This is a genomic window from Desulfocastanea catecholica, from assembly GCF_054657295.1.
Genome location: NZ_BAAHYZ010000012.1, coordinates 15,702 through 37,903 on the forward strand (window position 1 = coordinate 15,702; position 22,202 = coordinate 37,903).

Below are 22,202 nucleotides of genomic sequence, written 5' to 3' on the forward strand. Positions count from 1 at the left end.
ATTCGAAAGGAGATTTTGTGACGAAACTTTACCCTCTGATGCCACTTCGAGATATTGTCATCTTCCCACATATGGTTGCCCCCCTGGTCGTCGGCAGAAAGAAATCCATTCAGGCACTTGAAGATGCCATGGAAAAGAAGACCGATATCCTGCTGGTGACGCAACAGAAATCGACGGTTGACGATCCGGCCGGCAAGGATCTTTATACCTGCGGCACGCTCGCGTCGGTCATGCAGTTGCTGCGACTTCCCGATGGGACCATAAAAGCTCTCGTCGAGGGAAAAACCAGGGCGAAGATTATTTCTTATGTGCCAAATCCCAATTTCCTACTCGCGGAAGTGGAAGAACGGCTCGATGTTACTGAACCGACCGCCGAGTTAACCGCCTTTGAGAGAGAGCTGCGTAAATATTTTGAGCAATATTCCATAAATAATAAAAAAATTGCCAAAGAAATCCTCAATTCGGTTCAGGCCATCGACAATCCCCTCAAATTATTGAATGTCATCTGTGCCCATCTGCCGCTGAAGAGTGAAGAAAAACAGGAGATTCTCGAACTCGAACCTCTCACCGCCCGCATGGCCAGGGTCCTGGAAATTCTCGATCGTGAGATTGAAATGGCCGAGCTGGAGAAAAAAATCAATGCCAAGGTAAAGATGCGCATGGGCAAAACCCAGCGCGATTACTACCTTGGCGAGAAGGTTCGGGAGATCCAGAATGAAATAGGGCAGAACGAGGATGGGCTCGACGAGATGGGGGAACTCGAAGAGACGATCAAGAAGAAGAAAATGCCCGCTCTGGCCAAAGACAAGGCCCTCAAGGAGTTCAAGAAACTGCGCAGCATGCCGCCCATGTCGGCGGAAACTACCGTGGTGCGCAATTACATCGATTGTATCGTCAGCCTGCCGTGGGACAAAAAAGATTCCTCCAAGATCGATATTACCAAGGCGGAAAAGATTCTCGATGAAGATCATTACGGCCTGGCCAAAACCAAGGAACGGATTCTTGAATACCTGGCCGTGCAGTCCCAGGTGAAAAAAATCAAGGGACCGATCCTCTGTCTGGTCGGCCCTCCCGGAGTCGGCAAAACCTCGATCTGTAAATCGATAGCCCGGGCCATGGGCCGGAAATTTGCCCGCCTGTCCCTGGGCGGTGTGCGCGATGAGGCGGAAATTCGCGGTCATCGACGGACCTATATAGGCGCCATGCCCGGCAAGATTATCCAGTCCATGCAAAAAGTGGGTGTGGCCAATCCGGTATTTTGTCTCGATGAAGTGGATAAAATGTCCATGGATTTCCGGGGCGATCCGTCTTCCGCCCTGCTCGAGGTGCTCGATCCTGAACAAAATGTCGCCTTCAACGATCATTATCTCGATATCGATTACGACCTGTCCGAGGTCTTTTTCATCACCACGGCCAATAATCTGCACGGCATCCCGGTGCCTCTCCAGGACAGAATGGAGATCATCCAGATCAGCGGCTATACCGAAGAAGATAAACTGAAAATCGCTGTCGGCTTTCTGATTCCCAAGCAGCTTGAGCAAAACGGCTTTAAACCCGGGTACATCCAGCTGACCGACGGGGCTATTCTGGAAATTATTCGTCGCTATACCCGGGAGGCAGGGGTACGAAATCTTGAAAGGATTATTGCTTCTCTGTGTCGCAAGATTGCCAGGGAACGGTTGAAGAAAAACGACAAACGAAAAAGATACCACCTCAGTGTCCAGTCGGTATTGAAGTACCTGGGCACGCCGAAGTATCGATATGGCCTGGCCGAGGAAAACGATGAGATAGGTCTAACGACCGGCCTGGCCTGGACCGAGGTCGGCGGCGAGCTGTTGCAGATCGAGGCCACCCTGATGCCCGGCGCCGGCAAGCTGATCATTACCGGCAAACTCGGCGACGTCATGCAGGAGTCGGCACAGGCAGCCTTAAGCTATGTGCGCTCCCGGGCAAAAGTGCTTGGCCTGGACAAAGATTTTTACCAGAAACTCGATATCCATATCCATGTTCCCGAAGGTGCTATCCCCAAGGATGGGCCATCGGCGGGGATCACCATTGCCACCACCCTGGTTTCCGCGCTTATCAAGGCGCCGGTAAAGCATTATATGGCGATGACCGGTGAGATAACCCTGAGAGGCCGGATACTGCCGATTGGTGGCCTGACCGAGAAACTTCTAGCCGCCAAACGAGGCAATATTACCCATGTGCTCATTCCCAAACCCAACGAACGCGATCTCAACGATGTTCCGGTTAAGATAAGGAAATCGCTGACAATTGACGTGGTGGAACATATGGATGAGGTACTCCAGCATGCGCTGGTCATGCCGGAAGGGAAAAGTCTCTTTCGATGAGACTATCTTTTTGAAATATAAGATAAAAGTTATATGAGGGACGATATTACCCGTTACTGATGTTTTTTCTTGACGTAGTAGGGTGAAGTTGGTAAATACTCCTTCACGATTGGTTGAGACGGGGGCGACTAGCTCAGCTGGGAGAGCATCGGCCTTACAAGCCGAGGGTCACAGGTTCAAGCCCTGTGTCGCCCACCACAGCCAAACAGAGACACAACACCACGTCAGCATCGGTTTTGGAGCGGTAGTTCAGCTGGTTAGAATGCCGGCCTGTCACGCCGGAGGTCGCGGGTTCGAGTCCCGTCCGCTCCGCCAAACCATTTAACAGGGAATCGACTCACCATCGATTCCCTTTATAGTTAGCAGGACTCTTTGCGCGGGGGCGACTAGCTCAGCTGGGAGAGCATCGGCCTTACAAGCCGAGGGTCACAGGTTCAAGCCCTGTGTCGCCCACCATAAACACGCATCTAAACATACAAAAAGTAAAAAGCAGTGTGGAGCGGTAGTTCAGCTGGTTAGAATGCCGGCCTGTCACGCCGGAGGTCGCGGGTTCGAGTCCCGTCCGCTCCGCCAGCATATGAAAAAAAGAGGGTTGTTGACACAACGTGTCAACAACCCTCTTTTTTTGTTTTTTGATCTGAGCTTGGCTGGCGACTGATTCCCATGCCTTGTACGGGAATCAGAACAATCGATAAAATCGACTCCTTTGTTCGCGTTATACGTTATATTCTGGAATACAATCCGCTGTGCACTACCCCATCTTATTCTTAAATTTTTCATTTATCTGATAGACAAAGGCAAGAACTTCGGCAACGGTCTGGTACAGCTCGGTGGGAATTTCCTGACCTAACGGCACCTTTGACAAAAGCTCCACCAGATTGGCATCCTCCTGGATTTGTACGCCGGCCTCTCTGGCGGTGGCGATGATCTTTTCGGCAATGATCCCTTGGCCGCTGGCAACAACCTTTGGTGCGACTGATTCGTTTTCATTGTAGAGAATGGCAATGGCCCTGTCGGCCGGCTTTCGTTCAGTCATATCAGACCCTGGTGTCGAGCATCGAATTGCCTGGCGGTACAAGATGCCGGACCAGATCATGGATTGGGTCGGGGGCATCAGCGGAGAAGGCAAGGCTGATCAGCGGAACATCACTGATGGCCTTTTTCAGAGCGCCGCTATTGGCTTCGATGAAATTGGCTTTTTCCTGATCGCCGGCGCGAAAACGGATGAACAGTCCTTGCGGATTGCGCAGAAAATCGATTTGCAGATGACCAAGGTCAGAGATGGTCAGATGCAGGGAAAAACGACTTTCCGGGTTCGCTCCATTGTTGTCGGAATCCTTGTCACTTTGCTCAATGATCAGATAGCCCTGTTCGATAAAGGGCAGAGGCAGTGGAAAGATGAGTTGCGTGTCACTCCCGACCTGCAGCTGGGCCAGTTGAAAAAGCTCAAGAGTGGTGAGGATTTTGTTGGTTGTGTCGGCAATGTTGCCGGCAGTGGTGAAGTTGTGGGCGATATCCAGCAGGGCGGCCTTCAGGGTCAGGACAGCGCTGTTTTTATCGCCGCGTGCCAGCAACTGTTCCAGGTTCAGGCCAAGATTATCGACGAGCTGCTTGAGAATACCGCCACCGTCTTTGCCGGCTATGCCGTTTTGCTGCAGGGAGTAAAAATTCTCCAGAAGAGAACGACTGGCCGGAGAAATCATTTCCAGCGGCGGGGGGCTCTGCTGCTGCAATGCCTGAAACAGGCCGGCCAGATCGATAGTTTTGCCGAGAAGAGTCAGGGAACGGCCCTGCAGCTGGTTCATCGGGTTGGCGACGATTTTCAGTTCGATCTGCGGCTCGGTCCCTATCACCTGCAGCCGCAGGGTCTGGCCGGGGGACAGCGCCGCCTCGGAGGTCACCGGTTGCCGGGTGCCGCCGATATCGAGCACAAAACGATTGTTGCCCTTGCTTTCAAGGACCAGGGCTTTGAGGAATTGTCCCTGACCGGGCGTCTGCTGTTCCTGGCCGTGGCCTCGGTTCTGCGCTGTCGACGAGCCGAGCGACCATATGGAGGTAAGCGGGGTAATGGTATCCATAGGCCTCTGTTCAAGCGGTTGAAACCGTAGTGATACGTGCCGCTATCGACATCAATTTTCGTCCACCTGGATTTTCAGGCGCAGCATCCTGCGTTGAATGATCAGACAACAGCCGATGATTTTATCGCGGTCCTCGATGGTGATATCATCAAAATGATAGGCCACCTCAAAGCGGCCGTCCTGCAACTGCTGGCCCCGGACCTGGTGAGCAAGAACCTTGATCATCTCCGGCTCAAGTGACGGGATGGTTATCTCCAGCCGTACCGGTCGATCCGGTTTGGGTTGTTCGTCAAAGATGGCCAGGATACCGCTGCCGCTGATATCCAACGTCTGTCCCTCGGTCGACCACGGTTCATTGGTGCTGAAAAGCTCGGTATGAAAAGATTTGGATATGACGCTGGTCACCGCATCGACCCGGAAAAATTCGCGCATCTGCTCATGGCTGATCGATTTTCGGGCAACCATCTCCAGGGTCTGCCGATTGGCGACCTTGACAATCATCGCCTCAAGCGAGATGGTCGGCCCACCCATGTCAATGCTGATAATACATGGTTTCGCGCTGTCTACTTCATCAACAGGCAGCATGCCCAGCTTGAACAAAAGAGAAAATTTCGGCAGCTCTATTTTCTGGTACAACCCCTGGGTGCGGACGCTGTCCGGTCGGTTCAGCAGCGGCAGGAAAATTCGGACCGGCTTGCCTTGAGGTATGGTCTGCAGAATGTCGGTGTTCGTGGTCATGTGGTTCCTGTGGATGAAAAATCAAAAGCAAATTTCATGACGTATGTCCAACATACATCTTTTGTCTGAAGAGTATGGATATTTTAGCATTAAACGGAACCAGCGGCAAGAATACATCATATGAATTTGAAATTCTTTGAAATCTCTGCGAATCTTTTTCCCATCCTGCTGTATGCCTATTCTCGGACAGGCTCTTAGAAAAAGCTTCGCACAATGCTTGTCCTTTCCGTCTCGACCGGTTTATACCCTTTCATCGCCTGGCGATTTATCGCCATGGTGGTAATTTCATGCCGCAGCAAGGCCTTGGCATTTTCTGCTCTGTCTGTCAGACGTTTATTGGCCTGATGGACCCTGTGCAACACATCGGCTCTTGCCGCAAATAACTTTTCCGTTGCCTCTGGAAAAGATGGTGCACCGTGCACCCTTTCGCCGATAAGCGTGTCAATTTTTTGCACATCGAGCAGCAGGGTATTCAAGGTTTCCATGTTTGCCTGCACCCTGGCCACCGAGGTATTCGCCAGCTCCTCCTGGATGGATTGATAGAGCGTCTCGATTTTCTGATACATTTCGATCGATTGCCGCAGCAATAGATGACATTTTGCTGCCGAAGTCTCGTTTTCTCTACTATGGGCCATGGTCTGTCACCACGTATAAGGGGATTGACTGCGCATTAACCAGCCGCCGACAGTCTTCTGGTCGGCATTTGAGGCTCCCGTTCATCGGCCTGGTGCTGCTGGACGAGCAGTCCGAGCTCCTTTTTATTTATCTCCACAGCCTCCCCCCAGGTCAGACGCAGATCGACGAGCAGTTTTTCTACACTGCGTAAATACTCTCCACTTGGCTCTTTTCTGGCTTTGGTTAATTCCCGGAGCATAAAGTGATAGAGTCCATCAAGATCTGCGGCTATTGCACCACCTATTTCATGGTTGAGTGAGTTGGAGAATTCGGTGATGATTGCATACACCTTGGCGATCCTGCCAAGTTTTTCCGCCATATTACCGGCTTCATCGGCAGCAATGGCCTGCCGGCAGAATCTGATCGCCCCATCATAGAGCATAATCAGGATCTGCTCCTGAGACGCAGTCATCACCTGATTCTGCTGATACTGGTTCATATAAGGATTGCTATAAGGGTTCATACTTATTTATCCCTGTTTAAGGCGTCTATGTGCTGGGTCAGAAAATTCCCCTGGGCATTCAGGCTGCTGACCAACTGCTCCATAGCGTTGAATTGACTTCTTAAAATCTGTTCTCTTTTGGTCATTCTCAGTTCCATCTGTGCAATCTGGGAATCGAACCGTTTTACTGAACTGTCATAGGCAGTTTTTTTAACGGCGTACATGCCATTCGTGCCACTCGTGATGTTAAGGAGCAAGGCATTGAAACCTTTCATTACGCCCTCGGTTGCATCATCCCCGGACAGGAGGTGGACCATATCATCAAAGTTGTTTTTCAGGGCAGCGTCGAGCTTTGTATTGTCCTGGGCCAGAGTGCCATTGAGATTAGAGGTAATACCAATCTCCGAGAGGATATGGAAACTGCCACTGTTATGTATGGCATTGGTGAGCACCCCTTGCAGTTGCCGTTTCATACTGTTGATGGTCGGGTCGCCCCTTAGTATCGTGCCCAGCAGTTCTTCTTGGTTGTCTGCATCTTCCGCACTATCAGATGGTCGAGTTGAGCTGCCGAATTCTTTATAGCCGGAGAGAATCCATTCCATTATCTCATTATAGGCAGTGACAAAAGCGGTAACCTTTTCTTTCAGGGCACCGGTGTCTGCCTGAATATCCATTCTCGTTGTTTCATACACAGGAGGATCGTCGGAAATGGTCGCATTGACACTGTTGAGATTGAGGGTTACGCCACTTATGGCATCGGTTATGGTATTGGTGTCACTGACCACGGTGATACCATCAATTATTGCCACAGCCTGTTGGGCTGCCTGGACCTGGGTGGTGGTAAAACCGAGGTCTCCAGGGATTGCACCCCCCAGAGTGCTGGTGATATCAAAACTGGTTTTGGCATCCTGTCCGGTAAATACCAGATGGTAGGGATGTGTAGCTGAGCCATCATTGATAATTGATACCTGCACGCCGGTGCAATCAGACAAGGCGTTGATGCTTTTCGCAAGACCGAGAAGTGAATTGTTATCGGCCGTGACAGGTATGTCCGTACCATTGACGGTGATTGTTCCTGTCCCAAGTATGGCCGCATTGTTCGAGGAAAAACCGGAGGTAATATTTTTTTGCACCTGGCTGAGCTGGGTTACCGATACATTATAACTGCCAACACCACCGCTGCTGGTGCTGGCAGTAAAAGCCTCTTCGGAACTAAGGGATACCTTGGTTGATTGAACCTGGCTGGTGAGCGTCATCGCACTGACAGCGGTTTTCAGACCATCAAGCCTTGACTTGAATTGCGCAAAGGCCTCCAACCGTTTGGTCGCGGCAGTTTTTTTTGCCACAACTCTTTCAAGAGGGGCACGCTCAAGTGCCATGAGATCTTTGATAATCGAGTCGGTGTCCAGCCCGGTAGCCAGACCGCTGAATGTAATAGACATATCCTTCCCCTGGTTCTGAAGCGAGAAACCTGAAAAATTATACCTTGATATTGACCACGTTGCCGATAAGTTCGGCAAAGGATGCCTTAAAGTTCAGCAATTCTTCCGACGGCAGCTGTCGAATAACTTCCTGGGTTTCGTTGTCAAATATTTTTACCACTATTCCAGACATCTCATCATTTATTTCAAAGCGAACACTGTAGAGTCCGTCCTGGGAGAGTGATTTGATCTGATCGAGCAACTCTTCCGGTTGCATTGTGGAATTTTCATCCGCACTCTGTGGTTCTGCGCTCATCGAATCTTTTCTTTTACGTGCGGAATGTATGATCTCAGCAGCCTTCAACGGATGTTGCGTCATTCCTCCAGGACTACTGATTGTATCGACACTCATGGCTGTCTCCTTTAGTACCTTAGAAATCTCTTGGTTGTTTTTTATGAAAGAATTTCGTTGAGGTACTTATCCCTTTTCTCGGGGTTAAATGGAAAATACTCAGACAAATTGGGGCCGACCGAAGTCGGCCCTTATGTTAGAATGGAGAAGGTAAATTATACAAGCAGGGACAGGGCCAGCTGAGGAATCTGATTAGCCTGGGCAAGAATGGATACACCGGCCTGCTGGAGGATGTTATTCTTGGTCATCGCCGAGGTTTCCTGAGCGATGTCGGCATCGAGAATCCGGCTACGGGCAGCGGACAGGTTTTCGGAGACGTTCTGCAGGTTGGCAATGGTATATTCAAAACGGTTCTGAACTGCGCCGAGGTCACCACGGATAGCATCTATCTTAACAATTGCGCCGTCAACAGCAGTGATCGCGGTCTGGGCACCACCGATAGTGCTGATGTCAGTATTAGTGGCAGCGACACCCAGAGTAGCTGCATCTGCAGCGGCAATAGAGAAAGTGATGACCTGCCCTTCATCAGCACCAACCTGGAAAGTCGCAGCAGGCAAGCCACCAAGCAGGGTTATTCCGTTGAATTTGGTGTCTGTTGCAATACGATCCAATTCTTTGATCAGCTGAGTAACCTCAGCCTGAAGTGAGTCCCGATCAGCATCAGAGTTAGTACCATTGGCAGACTGAACAGCCAGTTCACGCATACGTTGCAGGATATTGGTGCTTTCCTGCAGGGCACCTTCGGCCGTTTGCGCCAGAGAGATACCATCATTGGCATTTCGGGCTGCCTGATTCAGACCGCGGATCTGCGAGGTCATACGGTCGGAAATGGCCAGTCCGGCTGCGTCATCCTTGGCTGAATTGATTCTCAGGCCCGATGACAGACGCTGCATGGATTTAGCCAGCGCCGATTGAGACGTGCCCAGGTTACGTTGGGCGTTGAGAGACATTACGTTTGTGTTTATAGACATTCCCATGATATTCCTCCTTGAATATGGTGTATGGGGTACAGGTGGGCATCCTTGCCCGGGTACTGCGCATTACATTAAAATATACTGCTTTTCAGCTCTTCTCGTTTGCTCCTTTTGGTAAAAATTATTCTTATATTTTCTTCTCGGATCTGTTGGGAAAATCTTTAGAAAAAATCGGTCTTGTCACATTCTTTTTCCCTGAACAACCTATCGACAGGTGGTAAAAACAAGTTTAGAAAAAATTATAAAGAGTGCGTTTATTGTGAAAACAAAAAAGCCGGCGTCAACAGCCGGCTTTTTTGTTTGATTAATATCAATATTTTATCCCTGGAGAAGCTGCAAGGCCAGTTGGGGGGTAGTATTTGCCTGGGCAAGAATGGAGACACCAGCCTGCTGCAGGATATTACCCTTGGTCATAGCCGAAGTCTCTTGCGCAATGTCGGCATCCAATATCCGTGAACGGGCGGCGGAAAGATTTTCCGACACGTTATTGAGATTGGAGATGGTTGACTCAAATCGATTCTGCAGGGCGCCAAGATCGCCACGTATGCGATTTATCTGGCCAAGAGCCCCATCAATGGACCTGATGGCGTTGGATGCGCCCAAGACCGTGCTGATGTCCATATCATCGATGGATTGCAATTCGCTGCCGTTTGCGGTATCAGCCGCGGTGTTGAAAATCGATCCGGCAGTGTCGGCAGCATCGCTTGTTACATTAAAGGAACCATTACTGTAGAAATTGATCTCGCCGCCAACGACGGTAGAGTTGTTCGCGGTGGAGTCACCACTTGTTAAGGTTACCGGAACTGGCGGATCTGTTTCATTGCCTGCGACCTGCATGGTTACAGCAGCACCAACACTATGGGTATAGGAGCTGATTTTGATATCAAAGCCGGACGCCTGGGTTAAGGTAATTTCCTTTTTGTCGCCACTGAGACTGGCAGTGATACCGGTATTGCCTGTTTGATCATTTATAGCTGTGGCGAGAGCAGAAAGGTTATCGGCCTCTACCAGGGCGCTGACCGGGATTTCATCACCTGCAGATGCATTGGTACCCGCAAGGTCAAAAGATACAATTCCTGCTGTACCAATCCCGGAAAGAGTGGCGGTAGTAATGGCTTCGGCAGTTACGCCGGTGGCTGTAGAAACGATATTGATTTTATCAACAATCTGTTTGGCGCTGTCGTTTTCCTCTACTGTGACCTCTGAAGCTAATGTGCTTTCCGGGCCGAATATGCTCAGGATTTGAGCGCCAACATTATTACCGGCGGTTGCACTGGCAACGGCTGTTGCAGCCGTAGTTGCACCTTCAATTCCGTTTGCCGTGTCATTGCTTGAGGTCAATAAGTGGTTGCCAAGTTCGATGGATCTGGCAGAAGGGATAGAAAAGGAAATTGTTTCGTTGGCATTGGCGCCTACCTGGAACTGGGCATTGTTCAGTGTGCCGTCGAGGACATTCTGGCCGTTAAAAGAAGTACTGGTTGCAATCCTGCTCATCTCTTGCTGCAGCTGGTTGACTTCAGCCTGGAGGGAGGCACGATCCGAGGCGCTGTTGGTATCGTTGGCCGACTGGATGGCCAGCTCACGCATCCTTTGCAGGATATTGGTGGTTTCTTGAAGGGCGCCTTCGGCCGTCTGGGCCATGGAGATCCCGTCGTTGGCATTTCTCGCCGCCTGGTTAAGCCCGCGTATCTGCGAGGTCATGCGATCGGAAATGGCCAGGCCGGCGGCGTCGTCCTTGGCCGAGTTGATCCTGAGACCGGACGACAGCCGCTCCATCGAGCGGGAAAGATCGTTTTGCGATTTACCAAGATTTCTTTGGGCGTTCAGTGATGCGACGTTTGTATTGATTGTTAGTGCCATTGTTTAAATCCTCCGTGAAGGGGTGTTTCGGCGTCGTTGTCAATCATGTTACAAACGTAATGTCTCTTTCTGGTGTACCTCGCAGGTTAGTTACTTGTCGTCGTGCTGAGAGCTATTCTTTAGGAAAAAAATCGAGTGGAAGGAAAGAACAGGAAAACGAGAGGATTTACTGCGGCGCAGGGTGGTTGCCTACCCATGTGGCGTATGGGTAGGCAACTTCTGATACGCCGCATGTCAATCTTTGGCACCTTATTGCCAGGACTATTGGGGCAGGGGGGTCTTTGAGGAATAGTTGCTGTTTTCGACGATAACCTGAATCGCCCTGTTTGTTTTCGGCGCAAAAAGTATCGGGGCGGCGAGATTCAAGGTAATTTTCTGATCGGACGGGACAGTGACGACACTGAGGATGAAACAGTCATCACTTTTATCAAGCTGCAGGCTCTGTCGTTCAAAGTCCTCCGGCGTTAATTGATAATCAAGAAAGAAATTGGTCGGATCAGTCAGGACAAAGGCTATGTCCGGGTCGTCAACACTCTGAATCCAGAACAGCGGGCCTTTTTTTTTGTTGGGCATGACAATGAAATGGTGCAGATTCGGCAAGCCGATCAATCCGGCAGGGAAATGGAGCAGGTTTTCCGGATCGTATTCTACTTCACCGAATCGAGTATTGATCTTTTTCATTTTTTCTTTTTTCCCACGGTTAGGTTGTCGCTAATTTTATCAAGATCGGTCATATCCCAGTTTGCCGCATCACGATTTTCCAGAGCGATACGATCAAAAATTTCCTGACGATAGATCTTTTTATCCCGAGGAGCGTCAATACCTATTCGGACATTGCCTCCCTTCATTTCTACAATGGTAATTGTAACATCGTCACCGATGACAATGCCTTCACCGATTTTTCTGGTAAGGACCAGCATGTTTGGCTCCGTAATAAGGGCGTCTTTCGCCATATGGTGCAAGCAGGGAATGGGATTTTTTCATAATAAACCGAATAGACGATTGTAATCGGTGGGTAAGCCCTTGTCAAAAAGTAACATGGCCAGGGTAGTATTCGGAACGGCATAAGGATCGGTAACGAAATGGAATAAAATGGTCTGTCTGTTTGGTAACGGTTCCTAAAAATAATCAAGAATTGAAATCTGTGAAACCCTGGCCGTTATGTTGAGGGCTGCCTGGAAAGCCGTTTCTTTCTGGGATATATCATTAAAAACCTCTACCATATCCGCATCTTGATAACGTGAAAGAATCTGTTTAAGGTCAATCTGGGCATCTTCCTGATGTGCCATTGCTGAATCAATGCGCTGCGCCCGGGCGCCCAGGGTGCCGCGCTGGCTCCGGTTCTGGTCGGCGGCAATTTCCAAATTTTTGATCTGGGCCTGGATTGAGCCTCCGGTGCCAGTGATATTGCCGACATTCCCGGCGCGAATGGCCTCTTCCGTACGGGTGAGTATGGTAAAAAGATCAATCCGTCCTGAAGCGCCATTGAGGGTGTTGGCGGTGAGGCCGACATCGCCCAGGCTTGCACCAGTAATCATGACATCCGTCGGCGAGTTCGGCGCGATAGTAAAGGTCCCGTAAACGGTCTGGTCACCGCCGCTGATACCGCCGGATGTGCCTGCAATGCCATTGTCGGTAATTGATTCCGCCAGGATGATTTCCGACCCGTCGGCCGGGCCGGTGAGCACCAGAGAACCACTGGAGATATCGTAGGTGACACCGTTTGCCAGGGTACCGCTTGTCGTCGTGAGATGTGTCGGCGTCGGTACGCTGTTGGCCAGAGCGGAGGCCAATCCGTCAAGACTGTAGCCTGTAGAGCCATCGAGCTGCACCGCTACAGGTGTGCCGCCGGAAGTGATAGTAAGATGGTATATGTCCCCTTCGATACTGTCGAAACCGGTCAGTGACAGTGGGCCGAGATCAGCAACGGCTGCATTGGCCGTAGCGGTAAGGCCTGTCCCTGCCGCACTGAAAAGCCTGGCCGCCACATTTCCGGCATAATTAGTTTCACCGGGGAGGGCTACGAAATCGGCCCCGGGGATGGTATGGTTCAATACCGGAGGGGTAAGCCCATCGGTAAGCGTAATGTCGTCAGCAAAAGGCCCAGGCACAAGAGGCCCGGACGTCATGGTTTCCCCCTGGTACGGATTGGCGTACCCGGTGGCGGCGATTTCGTTGGTGATTCCGAAAAAGACTTCATTGCCGGTCAGTGTTGTTTCGATGCCTTCGCCGGGTGTAATCTCCAGCCGTGTAGGATTGTTGTCACCGTGATAATGATATGGCCAGGTCGCTACATTTCCGGGATCATAGCTCTCAGGGTTGTAGTCGGGGTTAACGCTGAACGGTTTGGTTGTTTGCTGATACCCGGCAAAGATATATTTGCCGTTGACGACGGCGTTGGCCGTGTCAAGCAGTTCATTTTTTAATTCGGCTACTTCATCGGCCAGAGCGGCCAGATCACTTTGACCTAAGGCGCTGTTGACGGAATGTAGAGCAATTTCCTTGACACGAACGAGTATATTCTCGACCTGGGACAAATGGCCATCGGTTGCCGCCATTTGATCACTGACCTGTCCCATGGTTTCAAGAAATCGCTCGGTCTGCTGCAGCTGGGTTCTGGTGGTGAGTACCGGTTGGATTGCCCCTGGGTCATCGGAAGGTTTGTTCAACTTCAGGCCGGTGGCGCCCTGGGTGCGCAGAACAAGCAGATCGTTGGTGATTCTGTCGAGATTGGTCTGCATTAACCGGTAGGTTGAGTTGTCTGTTACTTTCATGGGGCACCTGCTTTAGACACTGTTATCTTTTGATGTTCAAGATCGTTGACATCATCTCATCGACGGTCGAGAGGAACTTGGCCGATGACTCAAAGCCGCGCTGAAACTGGATCAGGCTGATCATTTCTTCTTCAAGCGAAACGCCGACCAGGCCGTCACGGAAGTTCTCCAGTTGCACTAGAGCATCCTGCGCGCCTTTCAGGGACAGCTGGTTCTGATTGCTTTCTGCACCCACCTTGGCGGCCACCTTGCCGTAAAGTGAGTTGAAATTATCAACGCCGCCGATGAGATAATTGTCGCCGATGTTTGACAGGGTCAGCGCATTGCTGTTATCACCGGGAGCGACTGCGCCGGGTGGGGGGCCGGCAGCGGGGGCACCACCTGCGGCGATTTTCGAGGGATCGGTTATGACCACACTCATCTGCCGTGCTGCCCCGGCATATTCCGCAGCCGTTGGCGCTGGTCCGGGCGGGGAGGCGACATAGTTCGGCGGTATGCTGAAAAAGAGATTGCCGGTACTGGAGTCGAGCGCGCCGCCGGCCTGGTGCTGCAGATTGATCTGCGTGCTCAGCTCATAGGCGAGTTTATCCAGATCGGCGTTGAGTTCCGGGAGAAAATTGTCGCGTATATCCAGCAGGCCCTGGAACTCACCGCCCATATTACGCAGTTCCAGATCCCTGGTAACGCCGCCGGCGGTCAGTTTCAGGCTCAGGTCCACTCCGGAGACATCGGCGCTGATGGTCATGGCCATATTGCCTTGCACCAGCGGCATGCCGCCGGGCAGGGCGACCGAGAGCATGCCGTTGGCATTCTCGTAGGATTGCGCGCCGAGGGTCTGGGCCAGGCTTTTTGCCACCATGTCCCGCTGATCCCGGGCGCTGTTTGCCGTCTGGCCATGGATCTCGATACTGTAAATCCGGTCGTTGAGGTCGGCTATCTCCTGGATCTGCGAATTCACCGCATCAAGTTTCGAGAGGATGGTATCGTTGATGTTTTCCTTGATGGAATTCAGCTCGTTGACGGTGTTGTTGAAGCTGGTTGCCAGTACTTCGCCCTGGAGGATGACGTTGTTGCGCTGCACCAGGTCGCTGGGGTCGGTGGAGAGTTCCTGCAGGGAGTCAAAAAAGTTATCGATGTCGGTGGAGATATTGTCTTCGGTGATGTTGAAAATCCGTTCCAGTTCGGACAGCGGCCGGGTCAAGGCATCTTGCAGACCGAAGTCGACAGCTTTTTGTTTGATCTGCTGATCGATGAAGACATCGTGGTCACGGCTGACATCGGAAATCTTCACCCCCTGACCGATGAAAAAATCGCCGAAATTCATCGCCGGGTAGGTCGCAAATATGGCTTTCTGCCGGGAATACCCGTCGGTATTCAAGTTGGATATATTATTGCCGACGATCTCTATCGATTTCTGGTTGACCTCAAGAGATGTCCTGGCCGCGTTCAGTGCGTTAAAGAGACCGGCCATATCAAATCTTCCCTGACAGCAGCCGACCGTTTACCTGTGAGGCAACCGTGCAGGCCGATGCGGAATAGGTGGAGGTGACGCTTTTTTGGCCGAAGAATTCCATGGTCTGCCTGATCCAGCCGAGGGTTGATTTAAAGAGGAAGGCGTTGCGGCGATTTTCTTCGCGGATCTGCCCGGCGATAGGTTTGTCCTGCTCGTCGATAACCTTGACATGGGCCAGCACCTTCACAAGCTCTTCCTTGGCATTCATGGCCACGATCATTCCCTGCATATCGAGTGCCTTGGCGCACTCTCTTTCTTCAAAAATGATGTCGCGCAGACGAACAAGATATTCGTGCGTGGTTCTGGCTTCCATGTTATTTCCCTTCGACTAGAAATTGCAGCAGCGAGGCGGAAACTTTTTTGAGATCGGGCTCATAAGAATCGTCCTTGATCTGGGCCTTGAGCTGCTGGATACGTTCGGTCCGTTCGGCATCACCACTTTGTGTCGTCGCTTTTGCCTTGTTGACATCCTGCAGGACGGACGAAAACTGCACCTTGTCCTGTGCCGCCCCTTCCGCTTTTTTGTCGGCCTGAACCTTTGGCGTTTGTTTAAGATTGCCTATCTGTCCCGGTCCACCGACTCCGAAAAATTCTACGCTCATAACTTCACCTAAATGTTTGATTGTGGGCTCTGTGCATCACCTGCCCAATCAACGAATTTTCTCATATATCCTTTTGACGATTACTTTTCTTCCTGTGTTTTTTATCGGCTGCAGGGTGAAGAAACTTTAGTGGAACACAGATTATTTTTTGGTTTTTTTGCAAGAAAACAATCTGTCTCAGGGTACTGGATAAAGCACCTCATGAGGATAGAAAAAACACGCTGGGTAGAAAAATTGAATTGCAGAAAAGAGCGGATCGATACGAAGGAGATGATGCGACTACTTGTTATTGGTGTTAATAAACCATCATTTCTTCATATCGACCAGTTTGGCCATCTGATTATACATCGCCTCGGCGATGCCTAATCCTTTACCCTGGGTGGTGGCTTTGGCGGTCTCCATATCGAGCATTTCCGTGAATATCTCCGTGGATTGGCTTTTTTCAAAGAGGCCGCCTTCCGGAACGGCCTTACGCATCGCTTTAAACATTTCCATGACAAAGAGCGTCTCGAATTCCCGGCTCGATTCCCGCAGCGATTCGAGATCTTTGGTCTTTCTGTTGATATTTGGCTGGGTGGACGGGCTGGTCAGGATGCGTGGATCGATCTTCAAGTCCATAGAAATTGTACCTTTGCTTAGAGAATAATCAGCTCACCATACAGCGAGCCGGAAGCCTTGATGGCCTGGAAAATAGCTATCAGATCCCGCGGTGTGGCGCCGATGGCGTTGAGCGCACTGGCAATCTCGCCGATGGACACGCCTTTCTGCATGTCGAGCAGGACCAGCTGGCCATCGTCTTCAACCACCGAAATATCTGTCTGGGGGGTAACCATGGTGTCCCCTTCGCCAAACGGATTGGGCTGCGATACATTGTAGTCGTCGCGGATGATCAGGCTGAGGTTGCCGTGCGAGACAGCCACCGTCGACAGTCGGATATCCTTGCCCATGACAATGGTGCCGGTCCGTTCGTTGACGACCACCTTGGCGGTGGTATCGGCATTGACCTCGAGTACTTCCACCGCGGCAATGAAATCGATGAGCCTGTCTTTGTACGCCCTGGGGATAGTCACGTCGATTGTTCCCGGGCTGTCCGGGAAGGCGGTGCCTGGACCGAACGTTCTATTCATTGATTCGGCCATGTTCGAGGCGGTGGTAAAATCGGCATCGCGTATTTGATACTGCAGATGACCATCGCCGCCGAGGGTAACCGGAACGGATCTTTCGATAATTGCCCCGCCGGCAATGCGCCCAACGGTAGGATGATTTTTTTGTACCTGGGCCGCCTTGCCGCCAAAGGAAAAAGCCCCAAGGGTAAGAGGTCCCTGGGCAACAGCATAGACATTCCCATCCGGACCAACCAGCGGGGTCATGAGCAGGGTCCCGCCGGCCAGACTTTTGGAGTCGCCCATCGAGGAGACCTGAATATCGAGGGTCGACCCTGATTTGGCAAACGGCGGCAGAGAAGCCGTCACCATAACCGCCGCGACGTTTTTGACCTTGATGTCATTGATATTGTCGGGGTTGATGGTAATCCCCTGTCTGGTCATCATGTTATAGATGGCCTGCAGGGTAAATACCGATTTTTTCATGTCGTCGCCGGTGCCATTCAAGCCGGAGACCAGGCCATAGCCCAAAAGCTGATTGGAGCGTACGCCATGCAGCTGAGCAAGGTCTTTGACCCTTGCCGCCTCGGTAGTAACGCCGGTCAGCAATGAGAAAAAGCCGAGAAAGATGATAAGAGTAATTCGGAATTTCATGTAAATACCGGTGTGATAGAGATTTTTGCGACGTAGCAGATAGCCCATTTTTTAATCCCCGCAAAGCACGGGGATAAGTACCTTACAGATTGTTTCTTGTTTTTTTGCAAGAAACAATCTGTAAGGTACTAAAACGGCCAGACATTATCGAGAACGCGCATAGCCCAGCCCGGTTTCTGTTTGTCGCTGATCGAGCCTTTGCCGGTGTAACTGATTCTGGCGTTGAGAATTTTAGCCGAACTGACGGTATTCGCCGCCGTGACATCAACCGGCCTGACAATGCCTGTCAGATAAATAATCTGCACCTCATTGTTGACCATAACTTCCTTGCCGCCGCGAATTTTCAGCTGTCCGTTCGGGTAACGCTCGACAACCTGGGTGGTGAGATAGGCACTCAAATCTTCCTTTCTGGTGGTCGAACCCGCCCCATCAAAGCCGTTGGAAAATTCGGCATTGACCAGGTTGTTAAGATCGACTGATGGCGTCTCACCGGAAAAGACATCACTGTTTTCCAACCCGAAAAAATTGGGTATCGCTGCCGATATGCTTGATGACCGGTCCGTTGAGGTCGATGCCTGTTTGGACGCACTGGCTTTTTCGGATATAATGACGGTAACTATATCTCCGACTTCTCGGGCTTTACGATCCGAAAACATCGAATGTTCACCCTGCTGCCAGAGCGAGCCGGCTTCGTGGATAACCGGTTCAGCGTCATGGATCTCTTCAAGAGGCTCCTGAATAGAGATTATCGACTGCTGCGTGGACGCACAGGAGGTGAGCTGGATGAGCAGCAGGGTGCACAAAATATTTCTCATTAGATGTATCATTTCAGAGCATTACCTCCACCAGACCGGGGGCAGCCACCCGGCAGTAGATAATTTTATTCGAGTTGATATTCTGCACGCGAATCATTTGATGCATGATGCCGTCACTGTGCGCCAGGCCTGTCGCCGTCACATGCAGCGCCCCGGAATTGACGACAATCTTTACCCGTTCCCCGCGCTGTACGACCGGCAGGGCTTCAACCATGGAAAAAAGGATGGGCGAACCGGCCCGCAGACTTCTGGTCAGTTTCTTGCCGACAAAATCTTCCATTGCCATTCCGGCATTGTCTAATGCACTTATATCCATCATTGCCGTGCTGAGATGCTGTGGACGGAGGATTTCGCCTTTTTTCAAAGGTCCGGCAGAGATAACCACATGGGCCAGGGCTTCGATATTGCCGCGCACCGACATGTTTTTGACGACGTTGCCGTCAATTCTGAAAATTATCGAAAAACGTGAACTACCAAGAATATCCGGGTTTGAAGGGATGACCTCATGCGACAGATTGCCGGTCGGCAGCATGAACGGCAGCGGCAGAGAACTCGGCACAAAGCGTATTTCCGCCTCGGGCAGATTGTTTTTGTTCCTTGTGATATATTCAGCAATAATTGTCTCTATTCTCTCCGGCCCAATGCTTTCGCCACGTCGGAGAACGGTGACGGTCGGCGAACCGGACCAGACGATCTCCCCGGACAGGGAATGTATGGCGGTGAGGGAGTCCTTGATACCGAGGGAAGAAAGCGTCGTTTTTTCACCTGGTGCTGAAGCCTGGCCGACCGTAAGGGTGGCCAGCGCCCTGGTCATTTCCGTCTGCTCATCGAAGCGGGCAATGTCGCCCAGAGTGATGATCGAGGCATCAACCGAGCTGCTCGGCTGAAAGGTGATCTCCAGCGCTTCCGCCGTTTGTCCGAATCCGACGAGCAGGCAGAGTAGTACAAGTACCTTTTCCATGGTTAGACGAGGTTGTTGGTGGTTTGCATCATTTCATCCGAGGTCTGGATGGTCTTCGAATTAATTTCATAGGCCCGTTGAGTGGTGATCATATTGGCCAGCTCTTCGACGATGTTGACATTGGATCCCTCCAGGTAGGTCTGCAGCAGGGTGCCGAAGCCGTCCTCGCCGGGCGTGCCGGTCTGGGCGGTGCCGGAGGCGGTGGTTTCTTCGAAGAGGTTCTTGCCGATGGCCGACAGCCCGGCGTTGTTGGTAAAGGTTGCCAGTTCGATGGTGCCGAGTTCGGTACTGACCGAATCGTCCCCGATGATGGCACTGACTATGCCGGTTTCACCGATCGAGATCTGCATTGAACCATCAGGGATGGTAATTCCGGGAAGGATCGGATAGCCGTCGGAGGTGGTCAGGCGTCCGTTGCTGTCGCGTTTCATTGCCCCGGCCCGGGTGTAGCTGGTGTTGCCGTTCGGCAGCTCGACCTGCAGAAAACCATCGCCTTCGATGGCAACGTCCAGTTCGTTCTCGGTAAGGATCAGATCGCCCTGGGAAAAAACCTTGGTGACAGCGGCCGGTTTTACTCCTAAGCCGATGAGAATGCCGGTGGGGGATTCGGTGTCCGCCGATGTCTGACTGCCGGGAACCTTCATGGTCTGGTAGAGCAGATCCTGGAAATCGGCCTTGCTTTTCTTAAAGCCGGTGGTGCTGACGTTTGCCAGATTATTGGCAATGACGTCAATGTTCAACTGCTGACTGTGCATGCCTGTTGTGCCGGTCCAAAGTGATCGGATCATGGTTGTTTCCTTATTTTCATTATTTTGTTAACCCAGAGTGCCCAATTCTTCCTGCTGCTCACTGATGGTCGAGTAGCTTTTCAGCACCTTGTGATAGGTTTCAAATGTCCGGTAGTTATCGATCATTTTCGCCATGCCCTCAGCCATATCGACGTTCGACAGCTCCAGCGCCCCCTGGACGATACGGGAGTCTTCGCTGAGGGTCTCCAGCGCCCCCTGTTCCAGGGAAAAAGTGGTGTCGGATTGCCGCGTGAGTTGTTGTCTGTCGGCAATGTCGACTACGGCCAGCTGGGCAACTTCGCTTCTCGTGCCTTGCGGGCCAAGGATATAAATAGTTCCCTCGTCGCCGATGGCTACCTTGCTGGTGTCGGTGTCGGGGATGGTGATCTGGCCGTTGCCGTTATCGAGTATCGGCAGGCCGTTACTCGTGGTGAGGAGACCTTCGGCATTAATGGCCAGATCGCCGCGTCGGGTATATAAAACACCTGTCGGCCCCTGGACCTTGAGGAATCCTTCGCCATGAATGGCCAAATCCAAAGGGTTTTCCGTAGTGCGAATCGCGCCGGGGGAAAAATCGGTGTAGTTTTTACCGATCCGGCTGTAGTTCTGACCCTTGGCCGCGTTGACCTGGGTCTCTTCCTGCAGAACGGATGCGAAGCTGATATTGGATTTTTTATAGCCGCTGGTGCTGATGTTGGCCAGATTGTTGCTGAGATTGGCGATGGCCTGTTCTCTTGAAATGGCTCCGGCAAGGGCGCTGTATTTTCCTGATCCCATAATAGTTTCCTTCAGAAGACGAGTTGAGAGGTTGTCTCCTGGTCTTATCGGTTGGCTGGCTGTTTTCTTAACTGTCAGCCGGTAATATTGCCGGTGAAATTTCCCCGGGCAATCCTTGACAGGGTGACCAGTTGCTGGGCCTCATAGGTTGACACGGCGAGGATGGCGGCAATTTCTTCTACGGACATGCCCTGGTCGGTCAGCGCCTGGATGTTGCTGTATTTCCCTGGAGGGGTGCCGGCCGCTGCATTATGTTGTGTGTCGAGACGGGGTTTTTGCAATTTGGTGGTCAGTTCCGCCGCCTGGAGATTGTTTTGGAACACCTTGCTCTCTGCCTGTCTGGCCTGGAGTTCGCCAAGTTGTTTTCTGGTCAGTTCCAGTGAGACCGTTATTTCGGTCAACTGCCGGGCGAGGAGCCTGTTCGTTTTTTGGATGAAGAGAACCATGATCAGCAGCACAACGCAGAGCACTGCCGGGATGCCAAGGAGAAAGAGTGACATGTGAGCCTGTTGCATAGTTCCCCCAGTAACTTTAGTACAGCCGTGCTTCGAGTTTGGTCTTCAGCTTGATCAGGGCCTGGCTGTGCAGCTGGGAGACGCGCCCTTCCGACAGCTCCATTACCTCGGCAATCTCTTTCTGGGTCAATTCTTCATAATAGTACAGGGAGATGACCAGCCGTTCCTTCTCGGACACGTGCGCGAGAACCTCGGCGACCTTTTCGGCGAGCTGCAGGCCTTCAATTCTTGCCCCGGGGGATATATCCGCTCGTTCATCCATGAGGGAATCGAGAAAAGAACTGCCCTCCTGGGAATTATCAAGGGTCTCGTTGAGACTGACGCAGCCGAGGTGACTGACCTCGCCGAGCATTATGCGGTAGTCGTCCAGGGACAGGTCCATGGCGGTGGCCACTTCATGTTCCTCCGGATCTCGGCCAAGTTTGAGCTCCAGAGCCATAATTGTTCTGCCGATGCGGTTTTGCTTATCGCGCAGCGACCTGGAGAACCAGTCGAGCTTGCGCATCTCGTCGAGAATGGCGCCGCGAATGCGATACTCGGCAAAGGTCTTGAAGAGGATGTTTTTCGAGGCGTCGTATTTGTTTGCCGCATCGAGCAGACCGAGCATCCCGGCGCTCTTCATATCATCTTTATTCATGAATGAAGGCACCTGGGTGACCATTCGGCCGACGAGAATATCGACCAGGTAGAGATGATCGCGGATGATTTTTGATTTGTCGTCCGTATGCGGAAGCTGATTGTAAAGCATC

General features: G+C 51.6%; 25 protein-coding genes, 4 tRNA genes and 1 pseudogene. 6 read left to right on the forward strand and 24 right to left on the reverse strand.

The window, feature by feature from the left end:
• Positions 1 to 38 precede the first annotated feature (38 nt).
• The 5 genes from lon to ACYQ8U_RS12125 all read left to right on the forward strand — a co-directional run bounded on the left by lon (position 39) and on the right by ACYQ8U_RS12125 (position 2,924).
• Positions 39 to 2,351: an endopeptidase La gene (gene lon, locus ACYQ8U_RS12105; protein ID WP_459945928.1), complete on the forward strand. Its 2,313-nt coding sequence runs from the start codon at positions 39 to 41 to the stop codon at positions 2,349 to 2,351.
• 122 nt (positions 2,352 to 2,473) lie between these two features.
• A tRNA-Val gene (locus ACYQ8U_RS12110) sits at positions 2,474 to 2,549 on the forward strand.
• Between the two features lie 40 nt (positions 2,550 to 2,589).
• Positions 2,590 to 2,666, forward strand: a tRNA-Asp gene (locus ACYQ8U_RS12115).
• Between the two features lie 65 nt (positions 2,667 to 2,731).
• Positions 2,732 to 2,807: transfer RNA gene (locus tag ACYQ8U_RS12120), tRNA-Val, on the forward strand.
• Between the two features lie 40 nt (positions 2,808 to 2,847).
• A tRNA-Asp gene (locus tag ACYQ8U_RS12125) sits at positions 2,848 to 2,924 on the forward strand.
• Between the two features lie 178 nt (positions 2,925 to 3,102).
• Here the strand turns inward: ACYQ8U_RS12125 and ACYQ8U_RS12130 are convergent.
• The 8 genes from ACYQ8U_RS12130 to ACYQ8U_RS12165 form a co-directional block, all read right to left on the reverse strand.
• A complete protein-coding gene (locus ACYQ8U_RS12130) occupies positions 3,103 to 3,387 on the reverse strand; it encodes an EscU/YscU/HrcU family type III secretion system export apparatus switch protein (protein ID WP_459945806.1) in 285 nt (94 codons plus the stop codon).
• Between the two features lies 1 nt (position 3,388).
• A complete protein-coding gene (locus tag ACYQ8U_RS12135) occupies positions 3,389 to 4,429 on the reverse strand; it encodes a hypothetical protein (protein ID WP_459945807.1) in 1,041 nt (346 codons plus the stop codon).
• 51 nt (positions 4,430 to 4,480) lie between these two features.
• A complete protein-coding gene (locus ACYQ8U_RS12140) occupies positions 4,481 to 5,167 on the reverse strand; it encodes a PilZ domain-containing protein (protein ID WP_459945808.1) in 687 nt (228 codons plus the stop codon).
• Between the two features lie 194 nt (positions 5,168 to 5,361).
• Positions 5,362 to 5,802: a hypothetical protein gene (locus tag ACYQ8U_RS12145; protein ID WP_459945809.1), complete on the reverse strand. Its 441-nt coding sequence runs from the start codon at positions 5,800 to 5,802 to the stop codon at positions 5,362 to 5,364.
• Positions 5,803 to 5,837: 35 nt separating this feature from the next.
• Complete coding sequence (gene fliS / locus ACYQ8U_RS12150) at positions 5,838 to 6,305, reverse strand: flagellar export chaperone FliS (RefSeq protein WP_459945810.1); 468 nt, start codon at positions 6,303 to 6,305, stop codon at positions 5,838 to 5,840.
• 2 nt (positions 6,306 to 6,307) lie between these two features.
• Entirely contained in the window at positions 6,308 to 7,726 is a 1,419-nt protein-coding gene (gene fliD / locus ACYQ8U_RS12155) for a flagellar filament capping protein FliD (protein ID WP_459945811.1), read from the reverse strand.
• A 37-nt stretch (positions 7,727 to 7,763) separates the two neighbouring features.
• Positions 7,764 to 8,117: a flagellar protein FlaG gene (locus ACYQ8U_RS12160; protein ID WP_459945812.1), complete on the reverse strand. Its 354-nt coding sequence runs from the start codon at positions 8,115 to 8,117 to the stop codon at positions 7,764 to 7,766.
• Positions 8,118 to 8,272: 155 nt separating this feature from the next.
• Entirely contained in the window at positions 8,273 to 9,094 is an 822-nt protein-coding gene (locus ACYQ8U_RS12165) for a flagellin domain-containing protein (protein ID WP_459945813.1), read from the reverse strand.
• Between the two features lie 35 nt (positions 9,095 to 9,129).
• On the opposite strand from ACYQ8U_RS12165, the gene ACYQ8U_RS12170 reads away from it, so the two are divergent.
• The gene (locus tag ACYQ8U_RS12170; protein WP_459945814.1) at positions 9,130 to 9,312 is read left to right on the forward strand and encodes a hypothetical protein; all 183 of its coding nucleotides are present in this window, start codon (positions 9,130 to 9,132) and stop codon (positions 9,310 to 9,312) included.
• A gap of 97 nt (positions 9,313 to 9,409) precedes the next feature.
• On the opposite strand, the gene ACYQ8U_RS12175 is transcribed toward ACYQ8U_RS12170, so the two are convergent.
• The 16 genes and pseudogenes from ACYQ8U_RS12175 to ACYQ8U_RS12250 form a co-directional block, all read right to left on the reverse strand.
• The gene (locus tag ACYQ8U_RS12175) at positions 9,410 to 9,928 is read right to left on the reverse strand and encodes a flagellin (protein WP_459945929.1); all 519 of its coding nucleotides are present in this window, start codon (positions 9,926 to 9,928) and stop codon (positions 9,410 to 9,412) included.
• A gap of 72 nt (positions 9,929 to 10,000) precedes the next feature.
• Positions 10,001 to 10,951 (reverse strand): annotated as a pseudogene (locus ACYQ8U_RS12180) (flagellin N-terminal helical domain-containing protein); the annotation flags it as partial.
• A 261-nt stretch (positions 10,952 to 11,212) separates the two neighbouring features.
• Positions 11,213 to 11,632 (reverse strand): flagellar assembly protein FliW, encoded by a 420-nt coding sequence (locus tag ACYQ8U_RS12185; protein ID WP_459945815.1) that lies wholly within the window; start codon positions 11,630 to 11,632, stop codon positions 11,213 to 11,215.
• On the reverse strand, positions 11,629 to 11,871 hold the full coding sequence (csrA, locus tag ACYQ8U_RS12190; RefSeq protein ID WP_459945816.1) for a carbon storage regulator CsrA: 243 nt from the start codon (positions 11,869 to 11,871) through the stop codon (positions 11,629 to 11,631). Before csrA ends, ACYQ8U_RS12185 begins: the two co-directional genes overlap by 4 nt.
• A 198-nt stretch (positions 11,872 to 12,069) precedes the next feature.
• A complete protein-coding gene (flgL, locus tag ACYQ8U_RS12195) occupies positions 12,070 to 13,725 on the reverse strand; it encodes a flagellar hook-associated protein FlgL (protein WP_459945817.1) in 1,656 nt (551 codons plus the stop codon).
• Between the two features lie 22 nt (positions 13,726 to 13,747).
• Complete coding sequence (gene flgK / locus ACYQ8U_RS12200) at positions 13,748 to 15,196, reverse strand: flagellar hook-associated protein FlgK (RefSeq protein ID WP_459945818.1); 1,449 nt, start codon at positions 15,194 to 15,196, stop codon at positions 13,748 to 13,750.
• A gap of 1 nt (position 15,197) precedes the next feature.
• Complete coding sequence (locus ACYQ8U_RS12205; protein ID WP_459945819.1) at positions 15,198 to 15,551, reverse strand: flagellar protein FlgN; 354 nt, start codon at positions 15,549 to 15,551, stop codon at positions 15,198 to 15,200.
• Position 15,552: 1 nt separating this feature from the next.
• Complete coding sequence (flgM, locus tag ACYQ8U_RS12210; RefSeq protein WP_459945820.1) at positions 15,553 to 15,840, reverse strand: flagellar biosynthesis anti-sigma factor FlgM; 288 nt, start codon at positions 15,838 to 15,840, stop codon at positions 15,553 to 15,555.
• Between the two features lie 306 nt (positions 15,841 to 16,146).
• Positions 16,147 to 16,458 carry a rod-binding protein gene (locus ACYQ8U_RS12215; RefSeq protein WP_459945821.1) on the reverse strand — a complete coding sequence of 104 codons (312 nt, stop codon included), beginning with the start codon at positions 16,456 to 16,458 and terminating at the stop codon, positions 16,147 to 16,149.
• Between the two features lie 17 nt (positions 16,459 to 16,475).
• Positions 16,476 to 17,597 (reverse strand): flagellar basal body P-ring protein FlgI, encoded by a 1,122-nt coding sequence (locus ACYQ8U_RS12220; protein ID WP_459945930.1) that lies wholly within the window; start codon positions 17,595 to 17,597, stop codon positions 16,476 to 16,478.
• 128 nt (positions 17,598 to 17,725) lie between these two features.
• Entirely contained in the window at positions 17,726 to 18,412 is a 687-nt protein-coding gene (locus ACYQ8U_RS12225; RefSeq protein ID WP_459945822.1) for a flagellar basal body L-ring protein FlgH, read from the reverse strand.
• A gap of 13 nt (positions 18,413 to 18,425) precedes the next feature.
• Positions 18,426 to 19,373: a flagellar basal body P-ring formation chaperone FlgA gene (gene flgA / locus ACYQ8U_RS12230; protein WP_459945823.1), complete on the reverse strand. Its 948-nt coding sequence runs from the start codon at positions 19,371 to 19,373 to the stop codon at positions 18,426 to 18,428.
• Between the two features lie 2 nt (positions 19,374 to 19,375).
• On the reverse strand, positions 19,376 to 20,161 hold the full coding sequence (gene flgG, locus ACYQ8U_RS12235; RefSeq protein ID WP_459945824.1) for a flagellar basal-body rod protein FlgG: 786 nt from the start codon (positions 20,159 to 20,161) through the stop codon (positions 19,376 to 19,378).
• Between the two features lie 27 nt (positions 20,162 to 20,188).
• Positions 20,189 to 20,938, reverse strand: coding sequence for a flagellar basal-body rod protein FlgF (gene flgF / locus ACYQ8U_RS12240; protein ID WP_459945825.1), 750 nt, complete (start codon positions 20,936 to 20,938; stop codon positions 20,189 to 20,191).
• A 74-nt stretch (positions 20,939 to 21,012) separates the two neighbouring features.
• Entirely contained in the window at positions 21,013 to 21,453 is a 441-nt protein-coding gene (locus ACYQ8U_RS12245; RefSeq protein WP_459945826.1) for a hypothetical protein, read from the reverse strand.
• Positions 21,454 to 21,469: 16 nt separating this feature from the next.
• Positions 21,470 to 22,201 carry a FliA/WhiG family RNA polymerase sigma factor gene (locus ACYQ8U_RS12250; RefSeq protein WP_459945827.1) on the reverse strand — a complete coding sequence of 244 codons (732 nt, stop codon included), beginning with the start codon at positions 22,199 to 22,201 and terminating at the stop codon, positions 21,470 to 21,472.
• Position 22,202: the final 1 nt, after the last annotated feature.